Here is a 21864-nt window from a genome sequence, read left to right as displayed (position 1 = left end):
AGCGCCTTATTTGACAAATGCGAGTCCGTGACAGAAGTGACGCTGCGGGTCAGATTTTGCCCTTGCCAAGGTCCCAAACAGACCACCGCGCAGCATGCCGAGACAGAGCAAACAAGCTACTATTGCAAAGTGCCGGCCTGGGGATGGCCGTGGGGAAGGCTTATGTCAGTCGCTCGTAGCAACATCAAGAAACAGCCCATTGACCGAAACGTAAACGAGATGGTGCCTTTTGTCTGGGAAGGTACAGACAAACGTGGCATCAAGATGAAGGGGGAGCAGACTGCGCGCAACGCAAACATGTTGCGCGCAGAGCTGAGGCGGCAAGGAATCACGCCGATAGTTGTGAAAACAAAACCTAAGCCGCTTTTTGGCGCCGCTGGCAAAAAGATATCGTCCAAAGATATCGCGTTTTTTAGCCGCCAAATGGCAACAATGATGAAGTCCGGTGTGCCTATCGTCGGCTCGCTAGAGATCATCGGCGAAGGACACAAGAATCCTCGCATGAAAAAAATGGTTGGTCAGGTCCGAAGCGATATCGAAGGCGGATCATCACTTTATGAAGCGATCTCGAGACACCCTGTTCAATTCGATGATCTTTATCGAAACTTGGTGCGCGCTGGCGAAGGAGCAGGCGTCCTTGAAACAGTTCTAGACACTGTTGCAAACTACAAGGAAAACATTGAAGCACTTAAAGGAAAGATAAAAAAAGCCTTATTCTATCCTGCAATGGTGATGGCAGTAGCAATTATTGTTAGCGGCATACTGCTTGTCTTTGTCGTACCTCAGTTCGAAGACGTATTCAAAGGATTTGGAGCAGAACTACCAGCATTTACTCAGATGATCGTTGCAGCTTCACGCTTCATGGTTTCTTATTGGTGGCTTATGCTACTCGTTAGCGCCGCAGCGATTGCCGGATTCATCTTCTCATACAAACGCTCTCCGCGCATGCGACATGGAATGGACAGGCTAGTTTTAAAGGTGCCGGTTATTGGGCAGATTATGCATAACAGCTCAATCGCACGCTTTGCAAGAACAACCGCAGTTACATTCAAGGCTGGCGTCCCGTTAGTTGAAGCGCTAAGCATTGTCGCTGGCGCAACTGGCAATAAAGTTTATGAAGAAGCAGTATTACGCATGCGCGACGATGTTTCTGTGGGATACCCTGTAAACATGGCAATGAAACAAGTCAATCTTTTTCCACACATGGTGGTTCAGATGACGTCTATTGGCGAAGAAGCCGGCGCACTTGATGCTATGCTATTTAAAGTAGCAGAGTATTTTGAGCAGGAAGTAAACAATGCCGTGGACGCATTGAGCAGCCTACTTGAGCCATTAATCATGGTGTTCATCGGCACCATAGTTGGCGGCATGGTGATCGGCATGTATCTTCCAATTTTCAAGCTTGGCTCGGTGGTATAAAGAAGCATGGCATTTCTCGACCAGCATCCCGGTCTCGGCTTTCCCGCCGCGGCCGGACTGGGACTGCTGATCGGCAGCTTCCTGAACGTGGTGATCCTGCGCTTGCCCAAGCGCATGGAGTGGCAGTGGCGGCGCGATGCGCGCGAAATCCTGGAGCTACCGGAGCTATACGAGCCGCCACCGCCGGGGATCGTGGTGGAACCGTCCCATGATCCGGTCACCGGCGACAAGCTCAAGTGGTGGGAAAACATCCCGCTCGTCAGCTGGTTGATGCTGCGCGGCAAGTCGCGTTACAGCGGCAAGCCGATTTCCATTCAGTACCCGCTGGTCGAGTTGCTCACCTCCATCCTGTGCGTGGCCAGCGTTTGGCGGTTCGGCTTCGGCTGGCAGGGCTTCGGCGCGATCGTGCTGAGTTGTTTCCTGGTGGCGATGTCCGGCATCGATCTGCGCCACAAGCTGCTGCCGGACCAGCTGACCCTGCCGTTGATGTGGCTGGGGTTGGTCGGCTCGATGGACAACCTGTATATGCCGGCCAAGCCCGCCCTGCTGGGTGCGGCGGTCGGTTATGTGTCGCTGTGGACCGTGTGGTGGCTGTTCAAGCAGCTCACCGGCAAGGAAGGCATGGGTCACGGGGATTTCAAGCTGCTAGCTGCGCTCGGTGCCTGGTGCGGGCTGAAAGGCATCCTGCCGATCATCCTGATCTCTTCGCTGGTCGGCGCTATCCTCGGCTCGATCTGGCTGGCGGCCAAGGGTCGCGACCGCGCCACGCCGATCCCGTTCGGCCCCTACCTGGCCATCGCCGGCTGGGTGGTGTTCTTCTGGGGCAACGATCTGGTGGACGGCTACCTGCACTTCGCAGGCCTGCGTTGACCGGGGCACGGCGATGAGCGACTTCATCGTCGGCCTCACCGGTGGCATCGCCTCCGGCAAGAGCGCCCTCGCCGCCGAGTTCGAGAAACTGGGCGTGCCAGTCATCGATGCGGATGTCGTTGCGCGACAGGTTGTTGCGCCGGGGCCGATTCTCGATGCCATCACAGAACGCTTCGGCCCCGGCATTTTGTTGCCCGACGGAATACTCAACCGCCAAGCTTTACGCCAAATTGTTTTCGCCGATCCAGCCCAACGGAAGGCGCTGGAGGCAATCACCCATCCTGCCATTCGTGCAGAACTGCAGCGCGCCGCACAGGAAGCTTCGGCCCCTTATACGATCGTCGCAATTCCCCTGCTGACCGAAGTGGGCGGCCTTGTCACGTACCCCTGGCTGGATCGCGTCCTGGTCGTTGATGCATCGGTTGAACTACAGCACACCCGGCTTACGCAACGCGATGGCAGCACGCCCGCACTCGCCAGTCAGATGCTGGCAGCGCAGGCTTCCCGTGAACAAAGGCTAGCCCTGGCTGACGATGTAGTAAATAACAATGGCAACCAACTTAGGCAGTTGACGCATGAAGCGCGCAGATTGGACAAGAAGTACAGCCAACTAGCCACGGAAAAAAAGGGATAGCCGGAGCTACGGGATCTCATCTCAAATTTGCAAAAAATGCAGAAACAAAGTGGTCGGATTCAACTCCAACCTCGCTGTCTCGCAGATATTATTCGGGGAATAAATTGAAGCGTTATTTTTTAGTTATAATTCTAGCCGCAACAGCATTCTTTGGCCTGCCAACCAGCATCGCACAGGCACAGGATTATCCGACACAGTCAGCGGCCTATGTGGCGTGCCTTGCCAATGCAAAAATTAATTAAGACGCAAGAGTCGTTCCATTCAAAGCAACCCAATATCGCTGCGAGCGTATCACCCCAAGCGCAAATGGTTATACAGGTGCCATTTTTCTCAAGAGCTGTGATAACTGTCCTTACGGCTGGAGTGTTGGCTATGGCGGATTCGAGTGGCCAGCTGCTCCGTTCGAGCCAGAACTGAACCTTGGACCTGGCCAATGCCAAGCAAAAGGTACACATGTAGGCAATCCGATCAATGTTGCGACAGGCAATAAGTTCCAACAGGTCGTCGACATCAATGGCCCATTTGGGCTTGGCTTTGTCCGCTACTACAATAGCTCCACAACCGGCTCGGATGCTGGGCTTGGCATAGGATGGACACACAGCTATTCGTCCAGAATTGTCTTTCCGAGCGACAACTCCAGCGGCAAGATTACATACGCAAAGCGCCCTGACGGCAGATCAATTACGTTCTTTTGGCAACCAAGCGGAAAGTGGTTACCTGACAGCGGGCAGACAAGCTCCTTGGCCGAAGCCCGCGATGCGACTGGCACTACCGTCGAGTGGCACTTCAAAGAACGGAAGGACGGCGCCACCGAAGCATACGATCTAACTGGCCGCCTGTTACGCATCGAGCAACTTGATGGCCTCACAACTCATTTGACCTATGCAACCGCCTCTGCACGGCGTCCAAGCCAGATTGCCTCCTGGCAAGGGCGCTCGATTCAACTGCACTACGACACACTTGGAAGACTGTCCGGATTAGTCGGATCCGATGGCGGGATTCATACGTTTACATACGATTCGGAAAATCACCTGACGTCAGTTCTGTATCCTGGCGGCGATACTGCCACCTATCTCTATGGCGAACCGGCACAAACCTCTGGCGCCTCTTTGGCTAACGCGCTCACCGGCATCATCGATGAGACATCCAAGCGTTATGCGACGTATCGTTATGACACCGATGGCCGGGCGATAACATCGATGCATGGCGTCAATAGTGACCGTTACGACGTCAGCTATATGGATAGCGTAAACGTAAAAATTGTCGAGCCTTCTGGCGCATTAAACTACCGCTCTTTCACAACCTATAGCGGCATCAGGACTGCGACAAACAGCTCCAGATCCTGTCCTAGCTGCACTTTGTCTAGCGAAGCATGGAGTTACGATGAAAATGGACATCTGAACGAGCATCGCGACGGTGCGGGAAACATCACCGACCACGATCAAGACGAGTGTGGCAGGGATCTGGTGATGACCGAAGCCAAGGGCAGCCCAGGACAGCGGACAACGACGTATATCCGTGAGCCATCGTTTGGCCGTGTCCTGGAAAGTACGACGCGCGATCTCCTCGGCAATAGTGTCAGACAAAGCACGTCGACATATAACGCCAGAGGTCAAGTCACTGCGTTACGCCGTGTCGATTCCACCGGTGGCAGCGAACGAGTTTCGTTCTCCTCTTATTGTGAGCAGACGGACGTGGATGCAGGGCGCTGTCCACAGGTAGGTCTAGTGCTTTCTTTCGTCACAGGCGAACAGACCGCGCCGCGCAGCGTCGATTACGCTTACTACGCGAGCGATGAGGCACGTTGCGCATCCTCTTCTGCGACATGTCCCTACCGCAAAGGCGATCTTTGGAAAGTCACCAACGCCCTCGGCCAAACTACCGAGCACCTCGCCTACGACGGCGCCGGCCGGCCGCTGTCCATCAAGGACGCCAATGGCATCGTCACCGACTACAGCTACCACCCGCGCGGTTGGCTGACCGCCAGCAAGGTGCGCGGAAGCGATGCGTCCAGCGAGGCCGATGACCGCATTACCCGCATCGACTACTGGCCCACCGGCCTGGTCAAGCAGGTCACCCAGCCCGATGGCGCGTTCACTGCCTTCACCTACGATGCGGCGCATCGGCTGACCGACATTACCGACAATGCAGGCAACACCGTGCATTACACGCTGGACAATGCCGGCAATCGCATCAAGGAAGACACCAAAGATGCGGCAGGCACGTTGAAGCGCACGCTCTCGCGCGTATACAACCAGCTTGGCCAGCTCAAGACCCAGGCTACCGCGGCCAGCGATCCGACCGACTTCGAGTACGACGCCAACGGTAACGCCACCAAGGTCACCGATGCGTTGGCAACCGCCACGCAGAGCGAGTACGACCCGCTCAACCGGCTGTCGCGCACGCTGCAGGATGTGGCCGGCATCAAGGCCGACACCACATTCGACTACGACGCGTTGGACAACCTCACCAAGGTCACCGACCCCAAGGGCCTGGACACCAAGTACGAGTACAACGGCTTTGGCGATCTGGTGAAGCTCACCAGCCCGGACACCGGCGTCACCAGCTACAGCTACGACAGCGCCGGCAACCGCGCCACCCAGACCGACGCGCGCGGCACCACCACCGCTTACAGCTACGACGCGCTCAATCGCCTGACCAAGGTCACCTACCCCACCACCAGCCTCAATGTCGCCTATACCTTTGATGTAACGCAGGCGGCCTGCACCAGTGGGGAGACCTTCTCCATCGGTCGCCTCACCAAAATGCAGGACGGTGGCGCCATCACCCAGTACTGCTACAACCGCTTCGGCGATCTGGTGCGCAAGGTGCAGACCAGCAACGGCAAGGCGCTGGTGTTGCGCTACGACTACACCGTCGGCGGCCAGCTGCGACGCATGACCTACCCGGATGGCGCAGTGGTCGATTACGTGCGCAACGCGCAAGGCCAGACCACGGAAGTGGGCGTCACCCCGGCAGGCGATAGCCGCCAGGTGGTGCTGGGCAACGCCAGCTACTACCCGTTCGGCCCCACCGCCGGCTGGACCTATGGCAATGGCCGCACCCTCGCCCGCCAGTACGACCTGGACTACCGCCCGCAGGCGATCCAGGACACTCGCCCCGGCGGGCTGGAAGTGGGCTTCGGCTTCGACCCGGCCGGCAACCTCACCGCGTTGACGCCTGCCGGCAATCCGACCCCGGAGATCGGCTTGGGCTACGACACGCTGGGCCGCCTGACCGGCCTCAAGGACGGTAGCACCGGCACCCTGATCGACGGCTACAGCTACGACGCTACCGGCAACCGTCTCAGCGCAAAGGTCGGCGCGGCCACCCAGGCCTACACCTACCCGACCGACAGCCACCGCCTCAGCGCCGTCGCTGGTGTGGCCCGCAGTTACGATGCCACCGGCAACACCACCGCCATCGGCGGCACCGCGCGCCAATACACCTACGACACCACCGGCCGCATGACCCAGGCCCGCCGCGCTGGCGCGGTGACCATGAACTACCGCTACAACGGCCGTGGCGAGCAGGTGCGCCGCTTCCTCGGCACCGCCAACACCTACACGCTCTACGATGAAGCCGGCCACTGGCTGGGCGACTATGACAGCAACGGCGCGCCCAAGCAGCAAGCGATCTGGCTGGACGACCTACCGGTCGGCCTACTCGCCAACGCGAACAAACTGCACTACATCGAACCCGATCACCTGGGCAGCCCGCGCGTGGTCATCGACCCCACCCGCGATGTGGCGGTATGGACATGGAGCTTGAAGGGCGAAGCCTTCGGCAACACCGCGCCGAATCAGGATCCTGATGGCGATGGTGCGGCGCTGGTGTTGGATATGCGCTTCCCGGGGCAGCGGTTTGATGCGGCGAGTGGGTTGAGTCAGAATTACTTCCGGGACTATGAGGCGGCGACTGGGCGATATGGGCAGAGTGATCCGATTGGACTTGAGGCCGGCCCTTCCACATATTCATACGTCGGCTCATCCCCTCACGTTAATGTCGACCCCACGGGGCTAGCGCACCTTGTTGGCTTCAGCGTTCCACGACAGACTCAAGTTTTGCTCGCCCTAGCTGATGCCCGTGAAAAAATACGCAGGTGCGATATGGGCCAGTGCTATGAGGGATTGGAAGATTACTTCATGAACAGCTCGGACCGTGAGCACATCCTTGAAAAACTAAATACTATGACTGTAGTTTATAATCCAGGCCTCATGGCAGGCCTAGGCTATGCACCGCAATTCCAAGACAGCACAATTCAAATCGGCCCACTCGCCTTTAATAGCACCTGTGAACTTGCAGCCACGCTCGCCCACGAGGCAAATCATCTGGGGCGAAACTGGTCCGGAGGACGTGGCGCAAATGAAACGCGATCAGAATATATAGAACAAAAGTGCTTTGGCTGCGGCGGAAACTTTGCAAAGTACAAAAATAAGTAAATGAAAACCACAATAAAAAAACCAGCAGAAATTTTATTTATTATTAGAATGGCCACATGCATTTTAATGGCGCTTTTTGCAACCCCCGGATTAGCAAAATGCCTTGATAAATACTATGCTGTTACGGGATCAATCATTAATGAAGATGGAAGTATGGCTGCCGATGCTTTAGTCGGCGTTGCATGGACTGAAAACGGTGAACCTGCAGGCCCTGCAATTTCCAAAGCGAATTCCAAAGGAGAATTTTTAATTCACTTCAGATTTCGTACATTTAGTGGAATTAACTCACAGGGAGACGAGTGCAAGGGCAAACTCAGAAATCTCAGCCTTTCGGCTAAAAAAAGTGAAATAAAATCAATTCATCTCAAAGTCCCAGTAGAAAGCACCACAATAAATAATATAAATATAATTAAAGTCCCACCCCTGCCATTAACATTGCCCGATGAGACGTAACTACTTATTCCGCGCGCCAGATATCCCGAGCGATAAATTCTCCGAGAAATGGCACGAGCCTGTGAAGCTATTGATAGTGTGGAACACCTCGTATAAAGACAGTTGACTTTCCAATCAACTAGTAGCCCCCTTCACCTCAAGGAGCGTAGAAACTCCTCTAGTAGCGGTACCCACCTCTGTCAAACTGGTGGTTTTTTTGTTCCTGCTTGCAGGCGCAAGCCGACGCGATGCCTGCGTCGGGAGGGCGGCTAATACAACACTCCTTCGGGAGGAATACGCCCGCCGACTATGCACGGTTTCTAACCTCCCGACATCCCGTCGCCAGCCGGCGACGGTGCCTGTTCTTGGAAGGAGGCGTTGTCATGGCAAATGTATCGATAGTGCAAATGGGTAAGCATCTTCACTCCATGGTGCTGGCGGAGGTGAGGCGATGAGCCGGGCGCCGTATTCAACCGCCAAGCGGACTAAACCGAACGCCAAGCGCGCCGCTACCGCCAAGCGAGCAGCCACGCCGGTAAAGGACGCGCAGCCCGTGCGGCTGGTGCCCTCGCCCACGTTCGATTTGGACAACCTCGACTTCGACCATCGCCCCAAGCGCCGCGTGGACGATCTGCCGCCGCGCCAACCCCGCAAGGCGCGCACACCCACGCGCTGCACGGTGGGCTATGCGTTCTACGAGGCCGAACCCGGCCGGCCGCATAGCCAGCGCATTCCCAGCGTGCGCTTGCGCGGGCTGTGGCTGGAGCAATTGGGGTTTGCGGTTGGCTGCAAACTGCAGATCACCGCACGCGAGGGTGAGTTGGTGGTGACGGTTGTACGCGCTCACACGCCATGAGCGACTGCGCTCCGCATACGGCGATCATCCCCAGCGGTTCTGGCTCTGCCGCAGCTGGGGACTAGAATCTAACCGACTCTTCGTGAGGTGCCTGCCGTGTCCGCTCTTTTCAAACAGTAAGCTCACCAACTGGTGGATGCGTTGCCGGAAGATGCACGCTGGGAGGACCTGATCTACCAAGCCGCACTGCACCGGGCTATTGAAAAGGGGATCGAAGAGGCAGATGGCGGGCAGTTGATTGCTGCTGAGGATGTGCTTCGACAGCTTGAATTGTCTGCGTGAGGGTGTATTGGACACCAAGCGCCCACGTCAGGCTGCTGGAAATCCAGACCTATCTGAAAGAGCATGCACCATCCATGGCGAAAGCGGTGACAGTGGCCCTGGCGCGGCGCGCATTGAAGCCGGGTCATTCGCCCGCGATGGGCAGAGCGCTGCACCCGCTGAAGTGCGGGAGTTGCTGGAACGCCCTTACCGACTTGATCTACCGCGTTACGCCAACGCAGGTGGATATCCTGACGGTGCTGCACTACCGCCAGCTGATGCCATCGGACCTGACCGACCTGCAACGTTGAGTGCCTGTGGACTGGTCTGAACTGCCGGGCAATGCGTTGCGGGTCGCGCAAGGGAAGATATTATCTATTGTGTCGTCGGGCCATCCATGTAACGCCCTCGCGCCCGGGTGCGCTCCTACGCAAGCGTGTGCGTGGTTAGCGATGGAACGCCAGCGTTGCGATGACGCCGCGCTCCTGGCCTGGGCGAACGCTCACGCGCCAGCCGTACAGGTCGCACAGGCGGCTGACGATCGACAGGCCGATGCCGCCGCCTTGCGAGTGGCCGGCGTGAGTGCCGCGGTAGCCGCGCTGGAAGAGTTTGGCTGCGTCTTCTTCGCTCAGGCCGGGGCCGGAGTCGATGACTTCCACGCAGTCGCCGCGCACACGCACGCGCACCTGGCCGTCCTGGGTGTACTTGACGGCATTGCCGATGAGGTTGCCCAGCGCCACCGACAGGGCGGATTCTGGCGCGTCGATGACCAGGTCGCGCTCGCCTTCCAGCAGTAGCTCCAGCGGTTTGCCGCCGAGCTGGGCGCGATGCGAATCAATCAGTTGTTCGGCGACCTTGGCCACATTGCTGCTGCCCTGCCCGCGTTCGTTGCGCGAGAGCAGCAGCAGCGAGCCGATCAGATCGCTGCACTGCAGTTCGGCGCGCTGGATGCGCTGCAGCCGCTGCAGCACCTTTTCATCCAGATTGGGCTTGGTCAGCAGTAGTTCGGTGGCACCCCGGATCACTGCCAGCGGGGTGCGTAGCTCATGGCTGACGTCGGCGTTGAATTCGCGGTCGCGCTGCACGACCTCGGTCAGGCGCGCCGAGTAGTCGTCCAATGCTTCGGCGAGCTGGCCGACCTCATCGTCCGGAAAATGCGCTGCCAACGGTTTGGGCTCGCTGGTGCCGCCACGGTAGGCGCGCAGGCGGGCCGCCAGATCCGACACCGGGCGCATGACCTTGGAAGCCGACCACCAGCCGATCACCAACGAAAACCCGCTGAAGACGAGCACCGACAACATCAAGGTGCGCTTGAGTTGAATTTCACCACGCAGCGTCTGCGTCATGTCGTAAGCGAGGAAGAACCACTCGCTGGGCGTCTTGCGCACCGCGAGTTTGTACGAGTACGCGTTGCCACTTTCGTCCACGCCGGAGATGGTGTGGATGCCATCCGGAAACTGGTACCACTCCGGCTGCTCAAGGCGAAGCGCTTCGAACTTGTCGCTTTTGACCACACGCCCGCGCATCTGCTGCACGGGCAGATCGGGATTGCGCAGCGGGTCGGAATAGAACCGCTGCGCAAAAGCGTCGATGTTGCGATTCATCACGTCTTCGACCAACTGGTTTTCCACGCGCGCGCGTGCCCAGTTGGTGGCGAAGGCGAACAGTGTTGTCAGGCAAAAGCCCAACAACACGAACGACAGAATGATGCGGCTGCGCAGGCGCCGCCGGTAGCGGCCACGCCTACGGGCGGGCCGCACGCTGCTGTTACTTTCAGGCATCAGGCGAAGCGATGCGATAACCGATGCCGTGACGGGTCTGGATCATCGGCACGTCGAACGGCTTGTCGACCACTGCACGCAGGCCATGGATATGCACGCGCAGCGAGTCTGAATCGGGCAGTTCTTCGCCCCAGACACGGGTTTCCAGCTCTTGCCGCGTCACCACCGCCGGGGAGGCTTCCATCAACGCCTGCAGGATCTTCAGCGCGGTCGGATTAAGCTGCAGCAGCTTGCCGCGGCGACGCACTTCCAGCGTGTCCAGGTTGTATTCCAGATCGCCGGTTTCCAACACGCGGGTATGCACACCCTTGCCGCGACGCGACAGCGCGTTGAGGCGCACTTCCACTTCCTGCAGCGCGAACGGCTTGATCAGGTAGTCGTCGGCACCGGAGTCGAAGCCGGCCAGCTTGTTGTCCAGCGAGTCGCGGGCGGTCAGCATCAGCACCGGCGTCTGCTTGCGCGCTTCGTTGCGCAGCTTGCGACACACCTCGATGCCGTCCATGCCGGGCAGGTTGAGGTCGAGCACGATGGCGTCGAACTCGTGCACCACTGCCAAATGCAGCCCGGTCACACCATCGGCTGCGAAGTCCACGGTGTGGCCACGGTCTTCAAGATAGTCGCCCAGATTGGCGGCGATATCGCTGTTGTCTTCAATTACTAGAATTCGCACTGGAACCTCGTTGGTAAGCTATTTTTAGCGCTGGCGCCGAGAAATTTGGTCTTGACTCACAGTCGTCTGACGGCGGCGCTCGGCGGCTGTCATGCACTGCTTCGTACTCATCTGCGAACCAGTTGCGCGCTCGCGCCGACAGATCAGCCGGCTATCTTCGCCCGCCCGGGTCAAAATTCTGGTGACAAGCTCTTGATCGTTACGCACCGCCGCCTGTTGGTCTGGCTGCAATGCTCGGACGTCAGGCTGCGCGTCGAGCGCCCTGTCCATCCGATCAAGTGCCGCAAACACCTTAGCGCGCTCTTCCTGACTGATCTCGGAGTACTTGTCGCCCTCTTCAAGATCAGAGCGCACTTGCGTGGCCTGTGGCTTGAAAGGCTTTTCAGCATCGATCACTGCTGCCGATGCAGAACTGCAAGCACAGATGGCGAGAAGCAACACCAGAACGCCTAATTGCCTTGCCATGCGGACGCTTCCTTATGTCTGACCCGATTTAACATTTAACAAATGTAGACGCGAACCTCAAAAGCGGCAAGCCATCCATAAAAAGGCCCAAGTGCGACACCGCACTTGGGCCAAAAGTTCATCCCGATCACCGTCACTGCCGAGAGCGGAGCTACGGTCGACAGAGGCTAGCGAGCAAAGGATTAGAGTTCCGTTAATTTTTCGCTAAAAACAGTTGATCTCCGATCAACGGGCCGATTCCTCGAGATGCTGGATGATGCTGGCGGCCACATCCACGCCGCAAACGCCTTCCACACCCTCGAGGCCAGGGGTCGAATTGACCTCCAGGACCAGCGGCCCGCGCTTGGAGCGGATGAGGTCGACGCCGGCCACTGCCAGGCCCAGCGCGCGTGCCGAACGGACCGCCACCTGCTGCTCCTGCTCGGTGGCCTGGGCCACCGCAGCGGTGCCGCCAAGATGCAGGTTGGAACGGAAATCACCTTCGGCCGCCTGGCGGCGCATCGCTGCGACGACGCGGTCGCCGACCACGAAGCAGCGCAGGTCTGCGCCTTCGGCTTCGCCAATGAACTCCTGCACGATGAAATTGGCATACAGCCCGCGCAGTGCCTCGACCACGCCGCGCGACGCGCTGGCCTTCTCGGTCAGGATCACCCCGGCGCCTTGCGCCCCCTCGTTCAACTTCACCACATGCGGTGGCGGGCCGAGCATGGAGAGCAGGTCCTGGGTGTCGTCGGGGTTGTCGCCGAACACGGTGACGGGCATGTCGATGCCCTGCGCCGCCAGCAGTTGATGCGCACGCAGTTTGTCGCGCGAACGCAGGATGGCGTCCGAGGGATTGGGCGTATAGGTGCCCATGAATTCGAGTTGGCGCAGCACGGCGGTGGCATAGCGGGTGACCGAGGCGCCGATGCGTGGAATCACCGCATCGAAGCCGGTGATCGGCTTGCCCTTGTAGTGCAGGCTGAAGCCATCGGCGGCAATGCGCATGTAGCACCGCAGCGGGTCGAGGATACGTACGGTGTGGCCACGCTTGCGACCAGCCTCGATAAGCCGTCGGGTCGAATACAGCTTGCTGTTACGCGAAAGAATCGCGATTTTCATCGCAGCAGGGACACGGCGCGGCCTGGACATGATCGGAGTCTGATGACGAGGTGGCCCAAGCCCGTACGTTCTGCCGGCCGACCGCGCGGGCGCGTTGTGCGCTGCTCGCAACGGTTGAACTGGTGTGCGACGGCCCCGAGGATGGAGACGCGATAGCGCCTCGGCACGTGTTGCAACGACGCAAGGATGCGCAGCTGCAACCGGATCGATGCTAGCAGGGCGCACGCGCAGCGCTCAAGCAGCGGGAAACCGCGCTGCATCCACCACTGCACATTGTCATAGCTGACGCGGCATCGCAGTGCTCGTCCATGATCGATAGGGGCCACGGTCGCCAAAAGCGAACGCCGCCGCTGTGCCAGATCACAGCGCGCTGCAGGGTGCGAAGCCTCGGCGGCGCGCCATCACGCCATACCCGTGTCGCCGTAACGCGTTTTGCACAGCAACAACCGCAATGCTTGCGTCCCCTCAATGCCGGCATGCCGGCGCACCCGAGACTCTACATGCGACGTCCAGCAAGCGCGGCCTATGCCAACCCCTCCCGCATCCGCCAGGGACGCCCGTTTCCCCGCGGCGCCGTCTTCGATGGCAAAGGCATCAATTTCGCGCTGTTTTCCGCGCATGCCACGCGGGTGGAACTGTGCCTGTTCGACGAACAGGGCAACGAAACCCGCGTCGACCTTCCCGAATACACCAACGAAATCTGGCACGGCTATCTGCCCGATGCGAAGCCGGGCCAGCGCTATGGTTACCGTGTGCACGGCCCCTACGCGCCGACCGAAGGCCACCGCTTCAATCACAACAAGCTGCTGCTGGACCCGTATGCCCGCGAGCTCGAAGGCGATCTGATCTGGGCCGACGAACTGTATGGCTACACCGTCGGTCATCCGGATGGCGACCTGAGCTTCGACGAGCGCGACAGTGCGCCGTTCATGCCCAAGTGCGTGGTGGTCGAAGACACCTACGACTGGGGCGACGATGCGCGGCTGCTCAAGCCGTGGAACGAGACAGTCATCTACGAAACCCACGTGCGCGGCTACACCATGCGCAACCCGCAGGTGCCCGAGGCGGTGCGCGGCACCTTCGCAGGTCTCGCCCAGCCGCAGGTACTGCAGTACATCAAGGACCTGGGCATCACTGCCGTCGAACTATTGCCGGTACATGCGTATCTGGATGATCAGCATCTGCTGGACAAGGGCCTGCGCAATTACTGGGGCTACAACACCATCGGCTTTTTTGCGTTGAAGTCGCGTTACCTATCCAGCGGCCACCGCGACGAGTTCCGCGACATGGTCAAGGCCATGCATAAGCAGGGTCTGGAAGTGATTTTGGATGTGGTCTACAACCACACCGCCGAAGGCAGCGAGCTGGGGCCGACTCTGTCGTTCAAGGGCATCGACAACGCCAGTTATTACCGGCTTGCCGAAGACAAGCGCTATTACATCAACGACACCGGCACCGGAAACACGCTCAATCTGAGCAATTCGCGGGTGATCCAGTTCGTCAACGACTCCCTGCGCTACTGGGCAGGCGAGATGCACGTGGACGGTTTCCGCTTCGATCTGGCAACCATCCTGGGACGTGAGCCGAGCGGTTTCGACCAGCGTGGCGGCTTCTTGGATGCGTGCAATCAGGATCCGCTGCTGTCGGAAGTCAAACTCATCGCCGAGCCGTGGGACTGCGGCCCGGGCGGCTATCAGGTGGGTCACTTCCCGCCGGGCTGGTCGGAATGGAACGACAAGTTCCGCGACAACGCGCGCGAGTTCTGGAAGGGCGAAGATGGCAAGCTGGCAGAGTTTGCAACCCGGTTCACCGGCTCGGCCGATCTGTTCGATCGCCGCGGCCGCCGTCCGTGGGCTTCGGTCAACTTCATCACCGCGCATGACGGTTTCACCCTGCGCGACTTGGTGAGCTACAACGAAAAGCACAACATCGACAACGGCGAAGACAACCGCGACGGATCGTCCAACGATGGCTCCTGCAATTACGGCGAAGAAGGCGAGACCGACAACGCCGACATCCTGCAACTTCGCGAGCGGCAAATGAAGAATCTGCTTGCGACGCTGCTGCTGTCGCAAGGCACGCCGATGATGCTCAGCGGCGACGAACGTGCGCAGTCCCAGGGCGGCAATAACAACACCTATTGTCAGGACAACGAGATCACCTGGCTGGATTGGGAAAACGACCCGACCGATGGCCGGCTCACCGATTTCGTCAAGGCATTGACCGCGCTGCGCAAGCGCTACCCGATTCTGTCGCGCGGACGCTTTCTCAATGGGCAATACAACGAAGAGGCTGGCCTGCGCGATCTCACCTGGCTCAATCCAGGCGGCACCGAAATGGAAGACGCGCATTGGACCGATGCGGGTGCACGCTCGGTTGGCCTGCTGCTGGAAGGCAAGGCGCAGACCTCCGGCGTCAAGGAGCTGGCCAACGACGACACCTTGCTGATCGTCATCAACGCCTACCACGAGGGTGTGACCTTCACCCTGCCTGCCGCTGATGAACCGGTGCATTGGAAGCTGGTGCTGTCGACCGATGAAGCGCTGGAAGTGGACATGATGCCGGCTGGCGCCAGCGAATTCCTGGCCCCGCCGCGCAGCGTGTCGGTCTTCGAGTGTAAGAGCGATCAGTAACGATTGAGCAGTAATCAGGCTCGCTGTCCGCCGGCATGGTGGGCGGCGAGCTTTTTGGTGTGCTGCGGTGTTTCGTTCGCGAAACGAGGAGGTGGGACGTGTCGGCGAGCAGCCGTGTCATGCCAGCGGTGATCGCACTGGCACCAACTCGCGGGCGCGCTTGCAATCTTGCTGCGCGACATACGTCGACTCTGCGATGCCGTGCCTTGTCTGAATCCGGGTATTTCCGCAGAAGCATGCAGATCTCCGGCGATCAACACGGCGATCTGCAGCGCATGACCTATGTGCTGATTGGCGCTTAGCGATCGATACATCGAACACGCCGTCTCACTACCGGCCAACGTCCGCTGACATTCTGATTGCGTCATCCGCTCGCGCCCACAGCGACGCTTATCGCGAGCCGGTCAGCTCACGCATTCACTGCAACCGATCAAACGAAAGGCCGAATCGGCAGTCGCCCCCAGCGCAATACTGCACGCATCGAGTAGGTAAGCACGCAGCTAACCGACGCGGCTCGCATTGAGAACGCCACAAGCACGCCAAATCCGCGAAAAACTCACCCCGGATAGAGCGGGAAACGCTTGTCCGGATGCTTGGACTTCCATTCCTTGTAGGAACTGGTGCCTTCCCAGGCCTTGAAGACACGCGGTGTGCGGCCACGGCCGGACCAGGTCTCACCAGAATGCGGAATCCAGTATTTGGCCACCACCTCACCAGTGGACGACAGCGGCCCCTTGGACTTGCCGGTCATGGCGAGCGAGGCGATCTGGGATTTCTGCTTTGCGTTGAATCGGCCGCCGAACTGGGTCAGCACCTCGACGACCTGGTCAAAGGCTTCCAGGGTCTGGGCATATTTGAGCTGCGCCTCTTCCTGCTCAAGCTTGCGCAGCTCTTCCAGCAATTGGGCTTTGGCGGCGGCAGAGGGTGAAGCGGGCGGAACCTGGCGCATTGACGAAACTAAGGTTGGACGGGTCAGCGAGTATTGCCCCTACGCCGTCTAGCGTAAAGCGCCCAGCCCACACCGGGTCTGCTGGCGCTCAGCGATGACGCAGCAAGGCGTGCTCCCGGGCCATGGTCAGCACCGGCCCAATGCGGCCTGCCCGGATCAGCTCGCTGCAGTGTTTGCCGACAAATTCCACCCTGGGGGCGGTGAACCACTGCACCACCCGGTCTAGCTGCCCGGCGTTGATCGACCACGCGTGACAGACCGCCTCGCCCAGCTCCTCGACCCCAACCAGTCCGATCTGGCGGACCTGGTCGGCATCGAGCTTGAACATCTCAATCACCTTGCTGGCATCGTCCGGCGTACCACACACATGCGTCTGATCCGCCCCCCCGGTGCGATAGGCAATCGAGGCGACACGCGCAGATTCGGCGCGACGCATGCCTTTGATCAAAGCACCAACCAGCTGGGAGTGAGTAGTCTTCATGGTGTCCGCTCAATGATGCAGTCACTATGGTCGTCATGGGACGCGTTCTCAATCAGGAGGTTCCTGACCCTGCGGAAGAAAAAGACGAAGCTGTGGCGCACTTTTTGTATCGATTGCAAGCCTGCAATCGATGTCATTGACACCACATATCGAAGCGATAGGGAAGAACTGCCTGGGATCATCCGCAGCGCGGCACGCCTACGACATGGGTTGAAAAGGTCCCATCAGGGTGCGCCGAACCGATCGCCACCCACCTTGAAATCGGGCTGGATCCGCCACCGTGCTGCCAGAGACTGCACATGCACATGCAATAGGTCCCACCCATCCCTGAATCAAAAACTCGGTGAATCGGCCTGACGAAAGCTGCCAAATCACGAGCCGCCACATCACACCTCATCGTTGCGATGAATCACCGCACCAAGCAACCTCTGAACAACTCTTCAATGCGCGTTCGACCAACAACCTAGGCCACCGTGACTAAGCGGAAGTAGTTGATTTTCAGCAGGGTTAGCGCCTGGATCCAGCAAAGTTTCATTTCACTCGCCACGCCGTAAGTTTTTCACACCTTCTCTAACGACTGCTCCACTTCCTTCAGCATGCGCGCATAAGAGGCCCGCTCTGCCGCACTGAGAAAACCTTGCTCGCGTACAAGCTTGGGAACGTCCGCAGCAATCTTCGACAGGTACGCCGTCAGTTTTTTTGCGCGCACGGGCGTCATCGACTTGCTCTTGCGTGCATCCGCAATCGCGCTGCGCAAGGTCTCCACCCGCTCGGCAAAATACAGTTGCTGCGCCTGATTGACCCGCCAATGGTCATCGGCCGGCCCAGCTTCGAGGCCGCTGCCACGCACCGATTCAATGAAGGCCTGATCGGCGGTCAAGGACCCTGTCAATGCAGCGGCACGCTTGCCTTGCAACAGTGACGGATCCACTTCCACCGCGCATCCGGTAACGTGGGCCAGCTCCTGCAAACGCTCGTCGAGGCGCTGCGCAGGCAGCGAGACAGCAAACGGCCCTGGCTGGCAGGCCGCAAATACCGGCCCCGCACAAATGATGGCACCCAATGCAACGATGATCGAAGGCAAACGATTGCGTGCGACAGACATGACAGCATCCGGAATACACGGACATCCGTGCGCTACGAACGCTAGACCGCCGATCCCGAACGGCACTGAAATCGGCGTCGGGCGGCGCCCTTATCGCCAACGCGTCCACGTCAAGACATCGGAATAGCGCCAAGCGCATATCTGGCGGTCTCCATCAGCACGTACTGAAATGCAACGACGCCGTCGGCCCGCGCTGTCGCAACTAAACCGAACCACAGACATCGCCGCGGCCCGTGCGCGATGACGTTGCGAGGCCCTGATACGCACAACGTGCAGCGCAACCAACGGCGCAGCGCGGCCATCTCAGCTGAGTGTGTTCAATGGAGACGGAACTCCACCCTGCCCCATCGGTTCATGGCTTGGCCGGCAACAGGGCCTTGTCGATCTTTGCCGCTACTCCCACGCTGCGACCGGCCAGGTTCGGGATGCTGTAGTGCATCGCCGTGCCCAGCACCTGCGCGCTCTGCGAAAGTGTCAGCCCGTAATCCTGCTGGAGCCACTGGACCATGCCGGTACTAGCGGACTTCAGCGCCTCGTCGAGCGATCCTGCCTGACCCAGCACCATGATCTGGGTTGGCGACTCGACCCGTGGCATCGACACGCTGCGCCCCTTGATAAGGTCAACAGTGACAGTCACGTCCATCGACGTTTCCAGCGCATATTGCGTCGTCTCGCCGTCCCCCTGAAGCGCATGGGCGTCGCCGAAATAGAGCAGCGCGCCGGGTTGCTGCACGGGCAGGTAGACGGTGTTGCCTTCCACCACTTCGTTGAAGTCCATATTCCCTCCGAAGCGTCCGGTGTCCCCGGTCGAGATTGCCGGCATCCCGAAGCCCGGCGCGACCGCCATGCCGCCGAGCATCGGCTTCACCGGCACCGAGTAGCCGGCGAGCGGGCCGGTCGCGTTTTCAGGACGTGCACGCCCCGTCTCGCGATCGAGCCGCCACTTGATCGGCTTACCGAGGGCAGCGGCTTCCGGCACCAACGCTGCACCGAGCGCACGCCCAACGATCGAGTCGAGGCTGTCGGCCCAGTCGCGGTTGAGCTTCAGGCGGCGGATATGCACCGCCAGCGTATCGCCGGGCTGTGCGCCTGCGACGAAGAACGGGCCGGTCTGCGGATTGCCGAACAGCGCCCTGGTTTTGCCCTGCGCGTCGACTCCGCCGGAATCGACCGTCGTCGTGTGGATCGTATCGCCCGGCCAGACGATCAGCACCGGTCTCCGATCAGCATTCCAGGTGTTGGAATAGTCGGTCGGGCTGAACTCCACTGTGCGCGGTCCGCCATCGCGATCGGGCACACGCCAGCCCGTCACCGCATGGGTGGCGCGCGCGGCGGGATCGTTGGTGTCCGGCCCCTCCGTCGTGCCGGTCAGCTCCTTGCCCTTGAGGCGCAGGACGTAGCGCGAGGTGCGCTGCTGGCGATCGGTCGCAGTCAGCGTCAACCGATCGCCGCTAGCGCCACCGTCAATCGTGTCGCCGTCCAGGTCGCCGCTGATCCGGTTTCCCGTTCGATCAATTGAGAGGGTCGAAAACACGGGATTTCCCCACAGATCGGTGCGGACGATCCACGTCTCTGCGTGCGTCGTGCCCGCTATCGCAGCGGTCGATGCGGCGAGGAACACAGCGGTAAGACGGGAGATCGGCATGAGATGTTTTCAGTGGACGAGACATCGCGATACTAGCGGACACCGTGACTGGTAACTCGATAACAACGTGCCCCTGAACTTGGGCACCCTGCAAAGCGACCAAACCCTTGAGGTCAACGCGCAGCTTGCAACATTGAACACGCCTGGCGGACGATGAGTTCAAGCACTCCACGCATGCAATGCCCCTCCTGATTCCGAGCGGCGCGCTAACTGGAACTCTATTGCCCTACCCCGCAGATGACGATCCAGGGCAGGCGTCTGCGCCTCCAAGCCACGTGAGCAGGAACATCGCCATGAAACGTAGTCGTCCCCTTCGCGCTTTGACGTTTGCACCACTGCTTGTCCTCTCACTTGCTGGGTGCATGGCGTCGGGCGCCGGTACTAATCACCCCATTGAAGGGCCTGTGCGACTGGGAGAGATTGCAGCCGTCGACGGTCCCAGGGTGCGTCCCGACCGCGTCATTGAGGACAGCCGTTGCCCGGCCAACGTTCAATGCATCCACGCTGGACGGATGATTGTCAGGGCGACCGTGTTTGGCGGCGGCTGGTCCACGCAAGTCGACCTTACGTTGGGTATTCCCGTCTCTGTGGCCGATGGCATGCTGACGCTAGTGGACGCGACCCCTGTGCCCATTGGTGGGAAGGCCGTCCCAGCATCCGTTGCTCGTTTCACATTCAAATTTCAGGGCGGTCGTTAGATAAGCGTAGTCAACTGTCAGCGCCTTGGACGTTTTCGCTTTTAGCTTGGTTCGTCAGTGCTGATGAGCCCGTGCCAAGCCAAGATCACGTCGAGACATCGTCCGGCGAACCCAGCATCTTTCGACATGCGTGCTCCCGATTCAATGCGCTGCGCCATGCCCGCGAACGTGCGCAAGAAATGGCCCCGATCAGGACTCGACGCACGCAATGGTGGTATCGCACTGCCTTGTCGCCCACCAGAACAGCAGCGCCAAAAGACTGACTGCCGCGCCTAGCACGCACACACCCTGCCAACCTGCTCGGGCATAGGTGACCGTCGCGCCGATTGCACCCAGTCCGCTACCGACGGCATAGAACAGCATGTAGAGGCCAACCAACCGACTGTGCGCCTCTGGCCTGGTGCGGAAGATCAAGCTTTGGTTCGTGACATGTAGCGCTTGCCCGCCCATGTCGAGCAGCACGATGCCAATAACCAGCGCCCACAATGACCACTCCATCAGCGACAGCGGCCACCAAGCCAGCAGCAGCACCGTGAGCGCTTCTGCACTGGTGCGCTGCGCATGGCCCTGGTCCGCCCATTGTCCAGCGCGCGCAGCGACCAAGGCACCTGCCACACCGACCAGACCGAATGCACCGATGACCGTATGAGAGAAGCGGTAAGGCGGCATGCTCAACGGCAGCACCAGCGCGCTCCAGAAGATGTTGAATGCGGCGAACATCAACAGCGCCAGCATGCCGCGCACGTGCAAGATCCTTTCCCGGCGCAGCAGCGTCAGCATCGAAGCGATCAAACGCGGGTACGTCATCGTCCGGGACGTCGACGGTAAAGCTGGCAGCGACCGCCACAACGGAAGTGCAATCGCAACCATCAGCAAAGCAGCGCAGAAATACAGACCGCGCCAGCCTGCCAAATCGCTTACACCACCGGCAAACACCCGCGCCAACAACAGGCCAATGAACACACCGCCTTGCGCTGCGCCGACCACGCGGCCCCGCTCATGGGGCGCGGCGGCAGTGGCCGCATAGGCAATCAGTCCCTGCGTCATCGCTGTGCCCAATAAGCCTACGACGAGCATGCCTACCAGCAGTGCAGGCGCAGATCGCGCAATGCTCACAACGGCAAGTGCGATCACCAGCGCCAGGAGCTGCATCGACATCAGGCGACGACGATTCACCAAGTCGCCTAGCGGCACCAGCAGCAACAATGCCAGCGCACAACCGATTTGAGTGGCTGTAATGACCCCGCCAATCGCCGCATAGCTGATGCCAAAGTCTCTGGCCAGCGCGTCAAGCAGCGGCTGAGCGTAATAGACATTTGCCACGCTCAGTCCGCTTGCGACAGCAAACAGCCAAACCAAGTGGCGGGGCATGTTCGCAGACGGAACCGTTGAACAGCCGAGTGACGGTAGCGGTGATGCAGA

19 protein-coding genes are annotated in these 21864 nt (G+C 59.7%); 10 read left to right on the top strand and 9 right to left on the bottom strand.

Annotation, left to right across the window (positions count from 1 at the left end; translation table 11 throughout):
• The first annotated feature begins 162 nt into the window (after positions 1–162).
• The 8 genes from VC212_RS07065 to VC212_RS07030 all read left to right on the top strand — a co-directional run bounded on the left by VC212_RS07065 (position 163) and on the right by VC212_RS07030 (position 9225).
• Positions 163–1419: a type II secretion system F family protein gene (locus VC212_RS07065; RefSeq protein WP_323514807.1), complete on the top strand. Its 1257-nt coding sequence runs from the start codon at positions 163–165 to the stop codon at positions 1417–1419.
• A 6-nt stretch (positions 1420–1425) separates the two neighbouring features.
• Positions 1426–2289 carry an A24 family peptidase gene (locus VC212_RS07060; RefSeq protein ID WP_055848873.1) on the top strand — a complete coding sequence of 288 codons (864 nt, stop codon included), beginning with the start codon at positions 1426–1428 and terminating at the stop codon, positions 2287–2289.
• A 13-nt stretch (positions 2290–2302) separates the two neighbouring features.
• Positions 2303–2923 carry a dephospho-CoA kinase gene (coaE, locus tag VC212_RS07055; protein WP_323514586.1) on the top strand — a complete coding sequence of 207 codons (621 nt, stop codon included), beginning with the start codon at positions 2303–2305 and terminating at the stop codon, positions 2921–2923.
• A 290-nt stretch (positions 2924–3213) separates the two neighbouring features.
• Positions 3214–7365 (top strand): DUF6531 domain-containing protein, encoded by a 4152-nt coding sequence (locus tag VC212_RS07050; protein ID WP_323514809.1) that lies wholly within the window; start codon positions 3214–3216, stop codon positions 7363–7365.
• The gene (locus tag VC212_RS07045; protein ID WP_323514587.1) at positions 7366–7818 is read left to right on the top strand and encodes a hypothetical protein; all 453 of its coding nucleotides are present in this window, start codon (positions 7366–7368) and stop codon (positions 7816–7818) included.
• Positions 7819–8248: 430 nt separating this feature from the next.
• On the top strand, positions 8249–8653 hold the full coding sequence (locus VC212_RS07040; protein WP_323514589.1) for a SymE family type I addiction module toxin: 405 nt from the start codon (positions 8249–8251) through the stop codon (positions 8651–8653).
• Positions 8654–8785: 132 nt separating this feature from the next.
• Positions 8786–8935, top strand: coding sequence for a hypothetical protein (locus VC212_RS07035; RefSeq protein WP_323514590.1), 150 nt, complete (start codon positions 8786–8788; stop codon positions 8933–8935).
• A complete protein-coding gene (locus VC212_RS07030; RefSeq protein ID WP_161556511.1) occupies positions 8932–9225 on the top strand; it encodes a type II toxin-antitoxin system RelE/ParE family toxin in 294 nt (97 codons plus the stop codon). The genes VC212_RS07035 and VC212_RS07030 overlap by 4 nt, the downstream gene beginning before the upstream one ends.
• A 135-nt stretch (positions 9226–9360) precedes the next feature.
• On the opposite strand, the gene VC212_RS07025 is transcribed toward VC212_RS07030, so the two are convergent.
• From VC212_RS07025 to rimK, 4 genes are all read right to left on the bottom strand, one after another.
• Positions 9361–10695 (bottom strand): HAMP domain-containing sensor histidine kinase, encoded by a 1335-nt coding sequence (locus tag VC212_RS07025; protein WP_055848868.1) that lies wholly within the window; start codon positions 10693–10695, stop codon positions 9361–9363.
• Complete coding sequence (locus VC212_RS07020; RefSeq protein ID WP_003490678.1) at positions 10688–11365, bottom strand: response regulator transcription factor; 678 nt, start codon at positions 11363–11365, stop codon at positions 10688–10690. The genes VC212_RS07025 and VC212_RS07020 overlap by 8 nt, the downstream gene beginning before the upstream one ends.
• A 24-nt stretch (positions 11366–11389) precedes the next feature.
• The gene (locus tag VC212_RS07015) at positions 11390–11830 is read right to left on the bottom strand and encodes a hypothetical protein (RefSeq protein WP_055848865.1); all 441 of its coding nucleotides are present in this window, start codon (positions 11828–11830) and stop codon (positions 11390–11392) included.
• A 225-nt stretch (positions 11831–12055) separates the two neighbouring features.
• Positions 12056–12961, bottom strand: a complete 906-nt coding sequence (rimK, locus tag VC212_RS07010) for a 30S ribosomal protein S6--L-glutamate ligase (RefSeq protein ID WP_167455844.1) — start codon at positions 12959–12961, stop codon at positions 12056–12058.
• A 470-nt stretch (positions 12962–13431) separates the two neighbouring features.
• Between rimK and glgX the strand changes: the two genes are divergently transcribed.
• On the top strand, positions 13432–15564 hold the full coding sequence (glgX, locus tag VC212_RS07005; protein ID WP_115554437.1) for a glycogen debranching protein GlgX: 2133 nt from the start codon (positions 13432–13434) through the stop codon (positions 15562–15564).
• Between the two features lie 556 nt (positions 15565–16120).
• On the opposite strand, the gene VC212_RS07000 is transcribed toward glgX, so the two are convergent.
• The 4 genes from VC212_RS07000 to VC212_RS06985 all read right to left on the bottom strand — a co-directional run bounded on the left by VC212_RS07000 (position 16121) and on the right by VC212_RS06985 (position 19744).
• On the bottom strand, positions 16121–16513 hold the full coding sequence (locus tag VC212_RS07000) for an H-NS family nucleoid-associated regulatory protein (protein WP_055848856.1): 393 nt from the start codon (positions 16511–16513) through the stop codon (positions 16121–16123).
• Positions 16514–16601: 88 nt separating this feature from the next.
• Positions 16602–16994 (bottom strand): hypothetical protein, encoded by a 393-nt coding sequence (locus VC212_RS06995; protein WP_055848853.1) that lies wholly within the window; start codon positions 16992–16994, stop codon positions 16602–16604.
• A gap of 559 nt (positions 16995–17553) precedes the next feature.
• Positions 17554–18099, bottom strand: coding sequence for a hypothetical protein (locus tag VC212_RS06990; protein ID WP_323514591.1), 546 nt, complete (start codon positions 18097–18099; stop codon positions 17554–17556).
• 352 nt (positions 18100–18451) lie between these two features.
• The gene (locus tag VC212_RS06985; protein WP_323514593.1) at positions 18452–19744 is read right to left on the bottom strand and encodes an acetamidase/formamidase family protein; all 1293 of its coding nucleotides are present in this window, start codon (positions 19742–19744) and stop codon (positions 18452–18454) included.
• 293 nt (positions 19745–20037) lie between these two features.
• On the opposite strand from VC212_RS06985, the gene VC212_RS06980 reads away from it, so the two are divergent.
• Positions 20038–20442 carry a hypothetical protein gene (locus VC212_RS06980; protein WP_323514595.1) on the top strand — a complete coding sequence of 135 codons (405 nt, stop codon included), beginning with the start codon at positions 20038–20040 and terminating at the stop codon, positions 20440–20442.
• A gap of 189 nt (positions 20443–20631) precedes the next feature.
• Here the strand turns inward: VC212_RS06980 and VC212_RS06975 are convergent, their stop codons facing one another.
• The gene (locus VC212_RS06975) at positions 20632–21813 is read right to left on the bottom strand and encodes an MFS transporter (RefSeq protein WP_323514810.1); all 1182 of its coding nucleotides are present in this window, start codon (positions 21811–21813) and stop codon (positions 20632–20634) included.
• Positions 21814–21864: the final 51 nt, after the last annotated feature.

The organism is Xanthomonas sp. WHRI 8932A (assembly GCF_035012785.1).
Classification (GTDB): Bacteria; Pseudomonadota; Gammaproteobacteria; order Xanthomonadales; family Xanthomonadaceae; genus Xanthomonas.
Note: the sequence above shows the minus strand (reverse complement) of the source record. Positions and strands in the feature narration are given on the sequence as shown.

What these genes read in the sequence shown, in the direction of transcription:
- VC212_RS07065 (WP_323514807.1), top strand. Translation starts at nt 163, where the DNA reads ATGTCAGTCGCTCGTAGCAACATCAAGAAACAGCCCATTGACCGAAAC.
- VC212_RS07060 (WP_055848873.1), top strand. Translation starts at nt 1,426, where the DNA reads ATGGCATTTCTCGACCAGCATCCCGGTCTCGGCTTTCCCGCCGCGGCC.
- coaE (WP_323514586.1), top strand. Translation starts at nt 2,303, where the DNA reads ATGAGCGACTTCATCGTCGGCCTCACCGGTGGCATCGCCTCCGGCAAG.
- VC212_RS07045 (WP_323514587.1), top strand. Translation starts at nt 7,366, where the DNA reads ATGAAAACCACAATAAAAAAACCAGCAGAAATTTTATTTATTATTAGA.
- VC212_RS07040 (WP_323514589.1), top strand. Translation starts at nt 8,249, where the DNA reads ATGAGCCGGGCGCCGTATTCAACCGCCAAGCGGACTAAACCGAACGCC.
- VC212_RS07025 (WP_055848868.1), bottom strand. Translation starts at nt 10,695, where the DNA reads ATGCCTGAAAGTAACAGCAGCGTGCGGCCCGCCCGTAGGCGTGGCCGC.
- VC212_RS07015 (WP_055848865.1), bottom strand. Translation starts at nt 11,830, where the DNA reads ATGGCAAGGCAATTAGGCGTTCTGGTGTTGCTTCTCGCCATCTGTGCT.
- rimK (WP_167455844.1), bottom strand. Translation starts at nt 12,961, where the DNA reads ATGTCCAGGCCGCGCCGTGTCCCTGCTGCGATGAAAATCGCGATTCTT.
- glgX (WP_115554437.1), top strand. Translation starts at nt 13,432, where the DNA reads ATGCGACGTCCAGCAAGCGCGGCCTATGCCAACCCCTCCCGCATCCGC.
- VC212_RS07000 (WP_055848856.1), bottom strand. Translation starts at nt 16,513, where the DNA reads ATGCGCCAGGTTCCGCCCGCTTCACCCTCTGCCGCCGCCAAAGCCCAA.
- VC212_RS06995 (WP_055848853.1), bottom strand. Translation starts at nt 16,994, where the DNA reads ATGAAGACTACTCACTCCCAGCTGGTTGGTGCTTTGATCAAAGGCATG.
- VC212_RS06990 (WP_323514591.1), bottom strand. Translation starts at nt 18,099, where the DNA reads ATGTCTGTCGCACGCAATCGTTTGCCTTCGATCATCGTTGCATTGGGT.
- VC212_RS06985 (WP_323514593.1), bottom strand. Translation starts at nt 19,744, where the DNA reads ATGCCGATCTCCCGTCTTACCGCTGTGTTCCTCGCCGCATCGACCGCT.
- VC212_RS06980 (WP_323514595.1), top strand. Translation starts at nt 20,038, where the DNA reads ATGAAACGTAGTCGTCCCCTTCGCGCTTTGACGTTTGCACCACTGCTT.
- VC212_RS06975 (WP_323514810.1), bottom strand. Translation starts at nt 21,813, where the DNA reads ATGCCCCGCCACTTGGTTTGGCTGTTTGCTGTCGCAAGCGGACTGAGC.